Annotated in this window: 10 protein-coding genes and 1 pseudogene; 4 read left to right on the top strand and 7 right to left on the bottom strand. The window is 73.7% G+C overall.

Annotation, left to right across the window (positions count from 1 at the left end; all coding sequences use genetic code 11):
* Positions 1–629: efflux RND transporter periplasmic adaptor subunit (locus tag ACVMLK_RS16490; RefSeq protein WP_457487009.1), on the top strand; the 629-nt coding region annotated here is incomplete at its 5' end.
* Positions 630–632: 3 nt separating this feature from the next.
* Complete coding sequence (locus ACVMLK_RS16485) at positions 633–3,833, top strand: efflux RND transporter permease subunit (RefSeq protein ID WP_457487008.1); 3,201 nt, start codon at positions 633–635, stop codon at positions 3,831–3,833.
* 40 nt (positions 3,834–3,873) lie between these two features.
* On the opposite strand, the gene ACVMLK_RS16480 is transcribed toward ACVMLK_RS16485, so the two are convergent.
* The 7 genes from ACVMLK_RS16480 to ACVMLK_RS16450 form a co-directional block, all read right to left on the bottom strand.
* Complete coding sequence (locus ACVMLK_RS16480; RefSeq protein WP_457487007.1) at positions 3,874–4,488, bottom strand: 2-dehydro-3-deoxy-6-phosphogalactonate aldolase; 615 nt, start codon at positions 4,486–4,488, stop codon at positions 3,874–3,876.
* Positions 4,489–4,498: 10 nt separating this feature from the next.
* Positions 4,499–5,449 (bottom strand): 2-dehydro-3-deoxygalactonokinase, encoded by a 951-nt coding sequence (locus ACVMLK_RS16475; protein WP_457487006.1) that lies wholly within the window; start codon positions 5,447–5,449, stop codon positions 4,499–4,501.
* Positions 5,450–5,472: 23 nt separating this feature from the next.
* The gene (locus tag ACVMLK_RS16470) at positions 5,473–5,874 is read right to left on the bottom strand and encodes a hypothetical protein (RefSeq protein WP_198367259.1); all 402 of its coding nucleotides are present in this window, start codon (positions 5,872–5,874) and stop codon (positions 5,473–5,475) included.
* 149 nt (positions 5,875–6,023) lie between these two features.
* Positions 6,024–7,361: an oxygen-independent coproporphyrinogen III oxidase gene (gene hemN / locus ACVMLK_RS16465; protein ID WP_457487005.1), complete on the bottom strand. Its 1,338-nt coding sequence runs from the start codon at positions 7,359–7,361 to the stop codon at positions 6,024–6,026.
* Positions 7,358–7,489: a cytochrome bd-I oxidase subunit CydX gene (gene cydX, locus ACVMLK_RS16460; protein ID WP_198367261.1), complete on the bottom strand. Its 132-nt coding sequence runs from the start codon at positions 7,487–7,489 to the stop codon at positions 7,358–7,360. Before cydX ends, hemN begins: the two co-directional genes overlap by 4 nt.
* Positions 7,490–7,501: 12 nt before the next feature.
* A complete protein-coding gene (gene cydB, locus ACVMLK_RS16455; protein WP_457487004.1) occupies positions 7,502–8,650 on the bottom strand; it encodes a cytochrome d ubiquinol oxidase subunit II in 1,149 nt (382 codons plus the stop codon).
* Positions 8,651–8,675: 25 nt separating this feature from the next.
* Entirely contained in the window at positions 8,676–10,259 is a 1,584-nt protein-coding gene (locus ACVMLK_RS16450; RefSeq protein WP_457487003.1) for a cytochrome ubiquinol oxidase subunit I, read from the bottom strand.
* Between the two features lie 142 nt (positions 10,260–10,401).
* On the opposite strand from ACVMLK_RS16450, the gene cydD reads away from it, so the two are divergent.
* Both cydD and ACVMLK_RS16440 read left to right on the top strand, forming a co-directional pair.
* Positions 10,402–12,186, top strand: a complete 1,785-nt coding sequence (cydD, locus tag ACVMLK_RS16445; protein ID WP_457487002.1) for a thiol reductant ABC exporter subunit CydD — start codon at positions 10,402–10,404, stop codon at positions 12,184–12,186.
* Positions 12,183–12,860: pseudogene (locus tag ACVMLK_RS16440) on the top strand (ABC transporter ATP-binding protein); the annotation flags it as partial. The gene cydD and the pseudogene ACVMLK_RS16440, both read left to right, overlap by 4 nt.

Below are 12,860 nucleotides of genomic sequence, written 5' to 3'. Positions count from 1 at the left end.
CCCGCCAGGCCGAGGCCCGCCTCGCCGCCGCCCGGGCGAGCCGGGAGGAGCTGGCGGCGCGGCTGGCGCAGGCGCGCCTCCTCGCCCCGGCCGATGGCATCGTCCTGCGCCGCGCCGTGCTGCCGGGCACCGTGCTCACCGCCGGCCAGGAGATGTTCCGCCTGCTGCGCGAGGGCCGGCTGGAGCTGGACGCGCGGGTGCCGGAGCTGGATCTCTCGCAGGTCCGTCCCGGCCAGGCCGTCCGTATCCGCCATGGCGAGCGCCTCGTCGAGGGCAGGGTCCGGGCCGTGGCGCCCGGCGTCGCGCCGGAGAGCCGGCTCGGCACCGTGCATGTCGCCCTGGGCCCGGATGCGGGGCTGCGGCCGGGCATGTTCGCCCGCGCCGAGATTGGGGCGGGGGCGCGGGACTGGCCGGCGGTGCCGCACGAGGCCGTGGTGTTCCGCGATGGCGGGCCGGTCGCCTTCGTGCTGGAAGGCGAGCAGGTCCGGCTGCGCCGCCTCGCCACCGGCCCGCGGGACGGGGGATGGATCGCCGTGGAAAGCGGCCTGGCCGCGGGCGAGCGCGTCGTCGTGCGTGGCGCCGGCTTCCTCGCCGATGGCGACCGCGTGCGCAGCGCCGGGACGGACTGAGCCATGCCCCGCTCCCCGCAGGACCCCGGCCACCGCAACATCTCGGCCTGGGCGATCCGCAATCCGGTGGCCACGGCCGTTCTCTTCCTGCTGCTCACCATCGCCGGGCTCGCCAGCTATCCGCTGCTGCGGATCAACAACACGCCCGATCTAGACCTGCCGGTGGTGATCGTCACCGTCGCGCAGCCGGGCGCGGCGCCCAGCGAGCTGGAGACCCAGGTGACGCGCCGGGTGGAGGACGCCATCGCCGGCCTCGGCGATGTGCGGCACATCATCTCCACCGTCGTCGACGGCGCCTCCACGACCGCCGTGGAATTCGCCCTCGGCAAGAACATCGACCGCGCCACCAACGATGTGCGCGACCGCATCGCCCGCATCCGCGCCGACCTGCCGGCGGAGATCCGCGATCCCGTCATCTCGCGCCTGGAAGCGACCGGCGGCGCCATCCTGACCTACACGGTCGCCGCGCCGCAGATGTCGCCGGCGGCGCTGAGCTGGTTCGTCGAGGACGTCGTCGCGAAGTCGCTGCTCTCGGTGCGCGGCGTGGCCGAGATCAACCGCGTCGGCGGCGTCGAGCGCGAGATCCGCGTCGCGCTGCGGCCGGACCGCATGCTGGCGCTCGGCATCACGGCGGCGCAGGTGAACGAGCAGCTGCGCGCGCTCAACCTCGACCTGCCCGGCGGGCGCGGCACGCTGGGCGGCGAGGAGCAGACGATCCGCACGCTCGGCGCGGCGCAGAGCGTCGAGGCCCTGCGGGCGCGCAGCATCGTGCTGCCGAACGGCCGCGCCGCCCGGCTGGAGGAGCTGGCGGTGGTCAGTGACGGCACCGCCGAGGTGCGCACGGCCGCCCGCCTCGACGGCCGGCCGGTGATCGCCTTCGAGGTGGTGCGCACGCGCGGCTCCTCGGAGGTCGCGGTGGCCGAGCAGGTGGCGGCGCGCGTGGCGGAGCTGGAGGCCGCCCATCCCGGCGTCGCCATGACACGCGTCGCCTCCACGGTCGAGTTCGTCCTGGCCGGCTATCATGCGGCGCTGGAGGCGCTGGCGGTGGGCGCGCTGCTCGCCATGCTGGTGGTCTGGGTCTTCCTGCGCGACTGGCGCGCCACCTGGATCGCCGCCATCGCCATGCCGCTCTCGCTGATCCCGACCTTCGCGGTGATGTGGGCGGCGGGCTTCTCGCTCAACAACGTCACCCTGCTCGGCCTGACGCTGGTGGTCGGCGTGCTGGTGGATGACGCCATCGTCGAGATCGAGAACATCGTCCGCCATCTGCGCGCGCATCCCGGGCGCGGCGTGATGCGCGCGGCCTTCGACGCCTCGGACGAGATCGGCCTCGCCGTCATCGCCACCACCGCCACCATCCTGGCGGTCTTCGTGCCGGTGGCCTTCATGCCCGGCATCCCGGGTCAGTTCTTCCGCGAGTTCGGCCTCACCGTCGCCGCCGCCGTCGCCTTCTCCCTGGTGGTGGCGCGGCTGCTCACGCCGCTGCTCGGCGCCTACTTCCTGAGCGAGCGGCCCTCCGGCCAGGCCCAGGCCGAGGATGCCCAGGGGGATGCCCGGGGGGATGCCCAGGGCCCGTTCGGCCGGCGCTACATGGCGCTGCTGCTCTGGTGCCTGCGGCATCGGCTGGTGACGGTGCTGGCCGGCATCGGCTTCCTCGCCGTCTCGCTGGCCCTGCTGCCCCTCATCCCGCAGGACTTCGTGCCCGGTGCCGATCGCAGCCGCTCCTCCATCGCCATCGAGCTGCCGCCCGGCGCGACGCTGGCCGAGACCGACGCGGTCGTGCGGGAGGCGACCGCGCTGCTGCGGGCGCGGCCGGAGGTCCGCACGGTCTTCGCCTCGCTCGGCACCGTCAGCAGCGGCGAGGGCGTCATCGGCACCAGCACCCATGCCGGCGACCCCCGCCAGGCCAACCTCACCGTCGGGCTGGTGCCGCCCGGGCAGCGCCGCCTGACGCAGCAGCAGTTCGAGACCGCGATGCGCCCCCTGCTGGAGGGCCTGCCGGGCGCGCGGGTCCGCTTCGGCGCCGACGGGCAGAGCGGCTCGCGCCTGCAGGTCACGCTGGTCGGCGAGGATGCGGCGGCGCTGGACGCCACGGCACGGCGGCTGGAGGCCGAGATGCGCGGCCTGCCGCAGCTCTCCGGCGCGCGCTCCACCGCCAGCCTGGCGCGGCCTGAACTGCAGATCCTGCCGATCGAGGGGCGGCTCGCCGATGCCGGCGTCTCGGTCGCGGCCCTGGCCGCCACGGCGCGCATCGCGACAACCGGAGACATCGACCAGAACCTGGCGCGCTTCAACCTGCCCGAGCGGCAGATCCCGATCCGCGTCATGCTGGACGAGCCGGCGCGCGGCGAGCTGGAGCGGCTGCGCGCGCTGCGGGTCGAAGGGCGCGGCGGCATGACCGTGCCGCTCGGCGCCGTGGCCGAGATCCGCCACGGGGCGGGGCCGGCCCAGATCGACCGCCTCGACCGCGTGCGCAAGGTCACGGTGGAGGCGGAGCTCGGCGGCCTGCCGCTCGGCGCCGCCAACGCGCTGGTCGATGCGCTGCCGGTGATGCGGGACCTGCCGCCCGGCGTGCGCCGCCAGGCGGTGGGCGACAGCGAGGTGATGCGCGAGCTGTTCGAGGGCTTCGCCTATGCCCTCGGCGCCGGCGTGCTGATGGTCTATCTGGTGCTGGTGCTGCTCTTCGGCGGCTTCCTGCAGCCGGCGACGATCATGTCGGCCCTGCCGCTCTCCCTCGGTGGCGCGCTGCTCGCCCTGCTCCTGGCGCAGAAGTCGCTCGGCGTCTCGGCGGTGATCGGCGTGCTGATGCTGATGGGCATCGTCGCCAAGAACTCCATCCTGCTGGTGGAATACGCCGTCCTGGCGCGGCGGGAGCGCGGCCTCGGGCGTGACGCGGCGATCGTCGAGGCGGCGCGCAAGCGGGCACGGCCGATCGTCATGACCACCATCGCCATGTGCGCCGGCATGGCGCATATCGCCAGCGGCATCGGCGCCGACAACGAGTTCCGCGCGCCGATGGCGCTGGTGGTGATCGGCGGGCTGCTCACCTCGACCCTGCTGAGCCTGGTCTTCGTGCCGGTGGCCTACTCCTACATGGACGGGCTGGAGCGGCGGCTCGCCGGATGGCTGGGGCGCGGCCTGCTGGCGGAACGCGCGCAGGCCGGGCGCGGCGCCGCGCCGCCCGGGGCCGCCCCGGAGGCCTGACGCCGCTCTCTCCCGGAGGGGAGGAGAAGGCCGGTGGCGCTCAGCCCCGCAGCGCCGCCACGAAGGCCGCGGCGCGCGCCGCCACCTGCTCCGGCGCGTCGCCCGGCCTGTAGAGCGCCGAGCCAAGCCCGAAGCCGGCGGCGCCGGCCTCCAGGAAGGGCGCCATCCCTTCCGGCGTGATGCCGCCCACGGGCAGGAAGGCGGTCCCGGCCGGGAAGACGCTGCGCCAGGCCTTGAGCACGGCGGGGCCCAGCGCCTCGGCGGGGAACAGCTTCAGCGCGTCGGCACCGTTCGCCAGGGCGGCGAAGCCCTCGGTCGGGGTCGCGACGCCGGGGGCGCAGAACAGGCCGGCCTGCTTCGCCGCGCGCACCACGGCGGGATCGCCGTGCGGCATGACGATCAGCCGCCCGCCCGCCGCGGCGACCTCGGCCACGGCGGCGGGACTGGTCACCGTGCCGGCCCCGATCAGGGCCCGGTCGCCGAAGGCCTCCTGCAGCCGGCGGATGCTCTCCAGCGGCCGGGGCGAGTTCAGCGGCACCTCGATGATGGCGAATCCCGCCCGCACCAACGCCTCGCCGACCGGGACCGCCTCCTCCGGCCGCAGGCCGCGCAGGATGGCGATCAGGGGCAGGCGTTCGAGATGACCGCGGAACATGGCTCCCTCCTCAGCGGGTCAGCAGGCCGGCGGCGCGGGCGACGCGCAGCAGGCCGGCGATGGTGGCACCCTCGAGCCAGCGTGGCTCCGCCGACCCGAACAGGGCGAGCGCGCGCCGGTAGCGCGCGCAGAGCGCATCCTCGCCGATCAACGTGATCCGGGGCGGTGCGCCGCCGGCGAGGCCGCAACGCAGCTCCTCGCCGATCAGCAGGCCGGAGAGATAGTCCAGGCTTTCGGCGGCGCCGAGGCGTTCCGCCAGGACCAGCGCACGGGCCGAGAAGAGCAGCGGCGCCAGCCCCTCGCCCCCCTCCCGCACCGCGGCCACGCCACGGTCGAAGGCGCGGGCGGCCTCCTCGGGCGCCGCCGCCGCGGCGCCCTGGGCCGGGCGGCCCAGGATGGAATGGCCCCGCAGCACCGAGAACAGCTCGCCGGTCATGAAGGTGCGGAAGGAGCGGATGCGCCCGTCCTCCACCCTCACCCACTTGCTATGCGTGCCGGGCAGGACCAGCAGGGCGGAGGCGGCCATCTCGGGATGCAGCGCCAGCGCCCCCGCCACCTGGGTCTCCTCCCCGCGCATGACGTCCGGCAGGGCGTCGAAGCGGGCGACGCCGGGGATCACATGCAGCGCGCCGCCTCCGGTTAACGGCACGCGGGTCAGGGCGCCTGCCAGATCCTCCGGCCCCGCGGGGCATTCGCGATAGGGCGCCTCGCGCCAGCCCTGGGCGCTGCCCACCATGCCGGCGGCGAGGGCGGGAAGCTCCGGATGGTCGGCCCGCCAGTCGCCCGCGATCGCCGCGAAGGCCGCCGGGAAGCCGCCCTCCGGCAACTGCATGATGCCGTGCGGCGCGGCGCGCGTGGCCAGCACCCCGCCCCCGGCATCGAGCAGCCAGGCGCGCAACGCGGTGGTGCCCCAGTCGAGGCCGATCAACGCCGCCCCGGCCCGGGCCTCGGTTCCAGCCATGGCGCCCCTCCCCTGCGCCCGCCTCAAGGGCGGGACGGCTCCGTCTTGCAACGCTCGAAGACGTAGAGCAGGCCGTGATCGCGCGCCAGGGCCGGCTCGGCGCGGAGGCCGGCGCCGCTGATGGTCAGGGGGGCGTGGAAGCCCTGGAAGCCAGCACGGCCGGACCGTCCGGCGCCGGCCTCGAGCTGGCCGCACAGGGCGCGATTCCCGTCCCGGTCCTCCACCACCCTCAGATGCCGGAAACGGACGGTGCCGGGCAGTCGCGCCGCGACGGCCTTCTGGTAGCGCCGGATCTCCTCCGGCGCCACGGTGACCCGGGACAGACGGGGCGCGGGCGCGGGCGCGGGCGGCGGCGGCTCCGGCGGCGCGGCGCAGGCGGACAGCAGTGCCAGGAGGGCCAGGAAGCGGGCCCGCCGCAGCATCATTCAGCCCGCATCCGGCGTTCGCGGAACCGGGATGAAGGGACAGTGCGGGGCATGTCGGTCGATCCAGGCCAGGAGGGCTGAGGCCGGCCTATGCCGGCCCTCGCTGTTCTATAGGACGTTCCGCGCACGGGTGAGAAGGGTGATGCCGGTCACACGGCGAGGCTGAAGCCGCCCCCGCCGCCCTGGCGGAAGGCATCGAAGACCGAGGCCACCAGCCGCACGAAGGGCCGCCCGGCGGCTGTCATCGCGAGGCGGCGGCCACTCAGTGTCAGCAGCCCCGCGGCGACATAGGGGCGCAGCAGCGCCAGCTCGTCGGCGAAGCCGGCGCGCGGCGCGACGCTGTCCAGATCCACCCGGAAGTTGCACATCAGGTGCTCGATGATCGTCGCGCGCTGCTGCGCATCGGCATCCAGGGGGCAGCCGCGCTGCGTCGCCAGCCGGCCGGCCCGCACCCGCCGGACATAGTCGGGGACATCGGCGACGTTCTGCGCGTAGCCATCCGCCAGGCGGGAGACGCTGGAGGCGCCGAAGCCGATCAGGATCGGCCGGTCGTCATCGGTATAGCCCTGGAAGTTGCGGTGAAGCCGCCCCGCCCGGGCGGCGGCGGCCAGCGGGTCCTCCGGCCGGGCGAAATGGTCGATGCCGATCGGCACGTAGCCGCCCATGACCATGAGGTCGGCGATCAGCCTCGCCTGCTCGAAGCGCTGGCCGCTGTCGGGCAGGATGCTGGCGTCGATGAGCTTCTGGTTGGCGCGGCGTCCCGGCAGGTGCGCGTAGCCGTAGCAGGCGATCCGCGCGGGATCGAGCGCGATCACCGCCTCGCAGCTGCGGCGCAGGGTCTCCGTCGTCTGCCGCGGAAGGCCGTAGATCAGGTCGAAGTTGATGCGGGCGAGGCCGGCGCCGCGCAGCGCCGCGACCGCCGCGCGCACCGTCTCCTCCGGCTGAACGCGGCCGATCGCCTTCTGCACCTCGGGGTCGAGATCCTGCACGCCGAGGCTGACACGGTTCACCCCGAGCGCCGCGAGCTGCGCCGCCAGGTCGGCATCGACATGCCGGGGGTCCAGCTCGATGGCGTGTTCCATCTCCGGCAGCGGATCGAAGTGGCGGTGCAGGCAGGCCAGCACGGAACCCAGCCCCTCGCCGCCGAGGATCGAGGGCGTGCCGCCGCCCCAGGCGATGCGCGCCACCCGCAGGCGCCCGGGCAGGTGCCGCGCCACCAGCGCGATCTCCTCCTCCAGCGCCTCGCGGTAGCCCGTGATGACCTCGTCGCGCCGGACGAGCTTGGTGTGGCAGCCGCAGTAATGGCAGATCTGCCGGCAGTAGGGCACGTGCAGGTAGAGGGAGACGCTGTCCTCGCAGTCGAGGCGGCGCAGCCAGCGGAGATGATCCTCGGGCGCCACGGCGACGAAGTCGGCCGCCGTGGGATAGGAGGTGTAGCGCGGCACCGCGATCGCGGCGAGGCGGCGGATCTGCTCCTGGCCGATCATGATGCCCCGTCCTCGCTGGCGAGCGGCACGCTCTGGCGCCGGTCCTCGCGCATCTCGAACCACATGGCGTTGAGGATGGCGAAGGCGCAGGCCAGGCCGACGCCGAGGATCCAGGAGAAATACCACATGTCGCGCGCTCCTCAGTAGGCGTTCGGGTTGCGGCCGATGCTCTCGGCATTCACCGTGCCGCGCATCACGCGGTAGACCCAGGCGGTGTAGGCCAGGATGATCGGCATGAAGACGAGCGTGGCGCCGAGCATGATGAACAGCGTCAGATGGCTCGACGAGGCGTCCCACACCGTCAGGCTCACATCGGGGTCGATGTTGCTCGGCATCAGGAAGGGAAACAGCGACAGGCCGGCGGTGGAGACGATGCCGAAGATGCCGAGAGCCGCCGCCAGGATGGCCGCGACGCGGGCGCGCCCCAGCAGCGCCACCGCCGCCAGCAGCGGCATGGCGAAGCCCAGCGCCGGCGCCGTCCACATCCAGGGATGCGCGGCGTAGTTGTTCATCCAGGCGCCGGCCTCGGTGACGACGGTCTTGCCCAGCGGATTGGAGGGGCCGACGGTCGAGGGCAGCGAGGCGATCACGTAGCCATCGATGCCGTAGGCGACCCAGACGCCGCCCAGGGCGAAGATCACCGCGGTGGCCAGGCCGGCGATGGCGCCGAGGCCGCGGGCGCGGTCGGCGAGGTCGCCCTCCGTCCGGGCGGCGATGACGGCGGCGCCAAGCGTCACCATCATGCCGAGGCTCACCAGCCCGGCGAGCAGCGGGAAGGGCCGCAGCAGGCCGAAGAAGTTGCCGGCGTAGGAGGGCCGCAGGGTGGCATCGAGGCCGAAGGGCACGCCGAGCAGGATATTCCCGACGGCGACGCCGAAGATCAGCGCCGGCACGAAACCGCCGATGAACAGCGCCCAGTCCCAGGTGGCGCGCCAGCGCGGATCGGCCACCTTGCCGCGGAACTTGAAGCCCACGGGCCGCAGGATCAGCGCCAGCAGAATGGCGATCATCGCCAGGTAGAAGCCGGAGAAGGAGGCGGCGTAGAGCGCCGGCCAGGCGGCGAAGATGGCGCCGCCGCCGAGCACCAGCCAGACCTGGTTGCCCTCCCAGGTCGGGCCCACGAGGTTCAGCAGCACGCGCCGCTCGGCATCGGTCCGGGCGACGGCGGGCAGCAGCGCGCCGACGCCCAGATCCTGGCCGCCCATGATGGCGAAGCCGATGAGCAGGACGCCGAGCAGCGCCCACCAGATCAGCCGCAGGGTTTCATAGTCGAGGGGGATGGCATGCATGATGGCTTGCTCCGCGATGGGCGGCTCAGTGGTCGGGATGGGCGGCGGCGCCCGCGGGGATGCGTCCGTTGCCGCCCGGCGCGCCTTCCAGCGCGATTTGCGCGGACGGGCCGGCCTTGATGACCTTCAGCATCAGCAGCACCATGACGACGGCGAGCGCGGTGTAGACGACGAGGAAGAAGGTCAGGCTGATGGCCAGGTCGACCAGCGTCAGGCCGGAGGCGGCGTAGAAGGTCGGCAGCACGCCCTCGACCGCCCAGGGCTGACGGCCGTATTCGGCGATGAACCAGCCGGCCTCGATCGCCACCCAGGGCAGCGGCAGGCTGAACAGCGCGATCCAGTTGAAGGTGCGGCTGTCGCCCAGCTGGTGGCGGCAGGAGAGCCAGAAGGCGATGGCGAAGTAGAGGATGAAGTAGAACCCGCAGGCCACCATGATGCGGAAGCTCCAGAACAGCGGCGCCACGCCCGGCACCGTGTCGAAGGCGGCCTGGGTGATCTCCTCGCCGGTGGCGTTGCCGATGTCCTGGCGGTAGCGCTTCAGCAGCAGCGCGTAGCCGAGATCCCTCCAATGCGCCTCGAAGATCGCGCGCGCGGTCTGGTCGGTGCCGTCGGCGCGGATCCTCTCGAGCGCCTCATAGGCGATCTGGCCGTTGCGGATGCGCTCGCCCGCGCGCTGCACCAGCTCCAGGATGCCCGGGATCTCGCCGCTGATCGAGCGCGTCGCGATCAGGCCCAGCGCATAGGGGACCTTGACCTCGAAGCTGTTCTCCTGGTCGCCCGGGATGGCGAAGAGGCTGAAGCCCGCAGGGGCCGGCTCGGTGTGCCACATCGCCTCGATGGCGGCGAGCTTCATCTTCTGATGCTCGGTCGCCGCATAGCCGCTCTCGTCGCCCAGCACGACGACCGACAGGGCCGAGGCGAGGCCAAAGCTCGCCGCCACCGCCATCGAGCGCCGCGCCAGCGCGACATGGCGCCGGGTCAGCAGGAACCAGGCGCTGACCGCCATGACGAACATCGCTCCGGTCACGTAGCCGGCGCTGACGGTGTGCACGAACTTCGCCTGCGCCACCGGATTGAAGATCACCGCCATGAAGTCGGTGATCTCCATCCGCATCGTGTCGGGGTTGAAGACGGCGCCGACGGGGTTCTGCATCCAGCCATTGGCGATGAGGATCCACAGCGCCGAGAAGTTGGCGCCGAGGGCCACCAGCCATGTCACGCAGAGATGGCCGACGCGCGAGAGGCGGTCCCAGCCGAAGAAGAACAGGCCGATGAAGGTGGCCTCGAGGAAGAAGGCCATCAGCCCTTCGATGGCCAGCGGCGCGCCGAAGATGTCGCCGACATAGTGGCTGTAGTAGCTCCAGTTCATGCCGAACTGGAATTCCATCACGATGCCGGTGGCGACGCCCATGGCGAAGTTGATGCCGAAGAGCGTGCCCCAGAACAGCGTCATCCGGCGCCAGATCTCCCGGCCCGTCATGACGTAGACGCTTTCCATGATGGCCATCAGGAAGGAGAGGCCGAGCGTCAGGGGTACGAAGAGGAAGTGATACATCGCGGTCGCCGCGAACTGCAGCCGTGAGAGATCCACGACGGTCATGTCGATCATGGCAGGCACCTTGTCGGTCTCCGGCGGGGTGCCGGCATGGTCGGACCCTACGCCCCCGCCCCGCCCGCCGCCTTGATCCTGATCAAGGCGGCGGCCAGGCGGGCGGGCTATGCCGGGACACCCGTCATGGCAGGAGGACCGCATGCCCGAGACCGAGACCTCCGCCGCGGCCCTGAAACCCGCGGCCGACCGCGCCATCGGGCGCTGGCTGACGGGGCTGCGGCGCCAGGCCGGCGCGGCCCTGCCGCTGGCGGTGCTGGCACCCCTGCTGGGCGGCGGCCTGCTGGTGCTGCAGGCCTGGCTGCTCGCCACCGTGCTGGACCACGCCATCGCGGGCGGCGCGGCGGCGGAGGCGCTGCTGCCCGGCCTGCTCTCGATCGGCGCGCTGATCGCGGCGCGGGCCCTGCTCAGCGGCATCGGCGAGGCGGCGGGCGCCCGCGCGGCCGAGCGGATCAAGCTGGCGCTGCGCCGCCGCCTCTTCGCCGATCTGCTGGCCCGCCGCCCCGACTGGACCGCCGCCCGCTCTTCCGGCGCGCTGGCGGCCGCCCTGGTGGAGCAGGTGGAGGCGCTGGACGGCTTCTTCTCCCGCTTCCTGCCCGCCATGGTGCAGGCCGCCCTGCTGCCCCTCGCCTTCGCCGTCGTCATCCTGCCGGTGGACTGGGTGGCGGGACTGCTCTTCCTGCTGACGGCGCCGCTGGTGCCGCTGTTCATGGCCCTGGTCGGCTGGGGGGCCGAGGCGGCCAGCCGCCGCCAGGCCCAGGCTTTCGCCCGCCTGTCCGGCTACTTCGCCGACCGCCTGCGCGGCCTGGTCACGCTGCGGCTCTTCGGCCGGGCGGAGGCCGAGACCGCGGCGGTGCGCGACGCCGCCGAGGCCCTGCGGCAGCGCAGCCTGGCGGTGCTCCGCATCGCCTTCCTCTCCTCCGCCGTGCTGGAGCTCTTCGCCGCCCTCGGCGTCGCCGGCATCGCGCTCTATGTCGGGCTGAGCTATCTCGGCCTGATCCATCTGCCCGGCACCGCGCTGACCCTGCAGACCGGCCTGTTCTGCCTGCTGATGGCACCCGAGGTGTACCAGCCGCTCCGCCTGCTGGCGGCGCACTACCACGACCGCGCCAATGCCCGCGCCGGCGCCGCGGAGATCGAGGCCGTGCTGGGCGGGCTGCCGGTCGCGTCGCGCCCGGCCACCGTCGCCGCGCCGCCCACCCGGCCAGTGGCGCCGCCGCCCCGCAGCGCCATCGCCGTCGCCATCGAGGACCTCGTGCTGGACACGCCGGATGGCGGCCGCCGCCTGCTCGACCATGCGGGGCTGCGTCTGGCCGCCGGGGGCAGCCTGGCCATCCTCGGCGCCAGCGGCATCGGCAAGTCGAGCCTGCTCGAAGCCCTGGCCGGGCTGCGGGCGGCGGAGGGCCGCATCCTGCTGGGTGGCGTTCCGCTCGAGGCGCTGGACGAGGCGAAGCTGCGCGCCCGGGTCGCGATCCTCGGCCAGCGGCCCCGCATCTTCCAGGGCAGCATCGCCGACAATCTTCGCCTGGCCCGGCCCGGCGCCTCGATGGCCGAGCTCCGCCTCGCCGCGGGCCTGGCCGATGTGCTCGGCTTCGCCGACGCGCTGCCGCAGGGGCTGGACACGCCGGTCGGCGACGGCGGGCTCGGCCTCTCGGGCGGCGAGGCGCAGCGCGTCGCCCTGGCGCGGATCTTCCTGCGCAACCCCGACATCCTGCTGCTGGACGAGCCCACCGCGCACCTCGACGCGGCGACCGAGGCCCGGGTGCTGGATGGCATCCTGCGCTTCTCCGCCGGGCGCACCCTGATCGTCGCCACCCATTCCACCGCCGTCGCCGCCCGGCTGGAGCGCGTCCTGCGCCTGGCCGGCGGCGACCTGCTGCCGGCACCCCATCCGGTCCGGCGCTTCGCCCCGGGGTCCGCCGCATGAGCAACCTGCTGTTCTTCGCGCCGCTGTTCCGCCGCCAGGCCGGCCGTCTCGGCCTGGCGCTGCTGCTGGCCATTGCCACCCTCGCCTTCGGAGCGCTGCTGCTCGGCGTCTCGGGCTGGTTCCTGACCGCGGCCTTCCTGACCACGGCCGCAGCCGGGTTCAACCTCTTCGGCCCCTCCTCCCTGGTGCGCGGCCTCTCCCTCGCCCGCATCCTCTCGCGCTACGCCGAGCGGCTGGTCGGCCACGACGCGACGCTGCGGCTGCTGGCCGAGATCCGGGCATGGCTCTTCGCCAGCCTGTTCCCACGCATCCCCTTCGCCGGTGCGGGCGCGCCGCGGCGGGGCGAGCTGGTCAGCCGCCTCACCGCCGATGTCGAGGCCCTGGACACCGCCTTCCTGACCGCGGTGATCCCCCTGGCGGGCGCCTGGGCCCTGGGTGGCGCCACCGCGGCCCTGCTGGGCTGGCTGCTGCCCGCCGCCGCGCCCGCCTATGGCGCCGCCCTGCTGCTCTCGGCAGGGCTGCTGCCGGCCGCCCTGGCCCTGCGCTCGCGCCGCGAGGGCGGCGTGGTGGTCGAGGCCTCCGGGGTTCTGCGCAGCGCGGTGCTCGATGGCATCGAGGGCCATGCGGAGCTGATCGCCTTCAGCGCCACTGGCCGCGCCGAGGCGGCCCTGGCG

The sequence above is a fragment of the Teichococcus aerofrigidensis genome (assembly GCF_054073225.1).
Note: the sequence above shows the minus strand (reverse complement) of the source record. Positions and strands in the feature narration are given on the sequence as shown.

Coding starts and splice junctions, on each gene's coding strand:
- ACVMLK_RS16485 (WP_457487008.1), top strand. CDS start 633: ATGCCCCGCTCCCCGCAGGACCCCGGCCACCGCAACATCTCGGCCTGG.
- ACVMLK_RS16480 (WP_457487007.1), bottom strand. CDS start 4,488: ATGTTCCGCGGTCATCTCGAACGCCTGCCCCTGATCGCCATCCTGCGC.
- ACVMLK_RS16475 (WP_457487006.1), bottom strand. CDS start 5,449: ATGGCTGGAACCGAGGCCCGGGCCGGGGCGGCGTTGATCGGCCTCGAC.
- ACVMLK_RS16470 (WP_198367259.1), bottom strand. CDS start 5,874: ATGATGCTGCGGCGGGCCCGCTTCCTGGCCCTCCTGGCACTGCTGTCC.
- hemN (WP_457487005.1), bottom strand. CDS start 7,361: ATGATCGGCCAGGAGCAGATCCGCCGCCTCGCCGCGATCGCGGTGCCG.
- cydX (WP_198367261.1), bottom strand. CDS start 7,489: ATGTGGTATTTCTCCTGGATCCTCGGCGTCGGCCTGGCCTGCGCCTTC.
- cydB (WP_457487004.1), bottom strand. CDS start 8,650: ATGCATGCCATCCCCCTCGACTATGAAACCCTGCGGCTGATCTGGTGG.
- ACVMLK_RS16450 (WP_457487003.1), bottom strand. CDS start 10,259: ATGATCGACATGACCGTCGTGGATCTCTCACGGCTGCAGTTCGCGGCG.
- cydD (WP_457487002.1), top strand. CDS start 10,402: ATGCCCGAGACCGAGACCTCCGCCGCGGCCCTGAAACCCGCGGCCGAC.